At 50.4% G+C, this 462-nt stretch carries 5 tRNA genes; all 5 read left to right on the forward strand.

Annotated elements, in window-relative coordinates:
- Positions 1 to 4: 4 nt before the first annotated feature.
- The 5 genes from DW1_RS05000 (at position 5) to DW1_RS05020 (ending at position 451) form a co-directional block, all read left to right on the forward strand.
- Positions 5 to 79: transfer RNA gene (locus DW1_RS05000), tRNA-Glu, on the forward strand.
- Positions 80 to 88: 9 nt separating this feature from the next.
- Positions 89 to 164 (forward strand) — tRNA-Val (locus DW1_RS05005).
- A gap of 24 nt (positions 165 to 188) precedes the next feature.
- Positions 189 to 265 (forward strand) — tRNA-Asp (locus DW1_RS05010).
- A gap of 19 nt (positions 266 to 284) precedes the next feature.
- A tRNA-Thr gene (locus DW1_RS05015) sits at positions 285 to 360 on the forward strand.
- 5 nt (positions 361 to 365) lie between these two features.
- A tRNA-Tyr gene (locus tag DW1_RS05020) sits at positions 366 to 451 on the forward strand.
- The last annotated feature ends 11 nt before the right edge of the window (positions 452 to 462 follow it).

Below are 462 nucleotides of genomic sequence, written 5' to 3' on the forward strand. Positions count from 1 at the left end.
TAATGGCCCTATGGTCAAGCGGTTAAGACATCGCCCTTTCACGGCGGTAACCCGGGTTCGAATCCCGGTAGGGTCACCATAAAAAAATGGGCGCATAGCTCAGCTGGGAGAGCACCTGCCTTACAAGCAGGGGGTCATAGGTTCGAGCCCTATTGCGCCCACCATTAAAAAAGCAAAACAGATAAAATGGCCTGGTAGTTCAGTTGGTTAGAATGCCAGCCTGTCACGCTGGAGGTCGAGGGTTCGAGTCCCTTCCAGGTCGCCATTTAAAATAAAGATGATATGCTGGCGTAGCTCAATTGGCAGAGCAACTGACTTGTAATCAGTAGGTTGAGGGTTCAATTCCTTTCGCCAGCTCCACTTATGGAGGGGTTCCCGAGTTGGCCAAAGGGGACGGACTGTAAATCCGTTAGCTGTGCTTTCACTGGTTCGAATCCAGTCCCCTCCACCAATAAAATCTAA

It is taken from the genome of Proteiniborus sp. DW1 (assembly GCF_900095305.1).
Classification (GTDB): Bacteria; Bacillota; Clostridia; order Tissierellales; family Proteiniboraceae; genus Proteiniborus.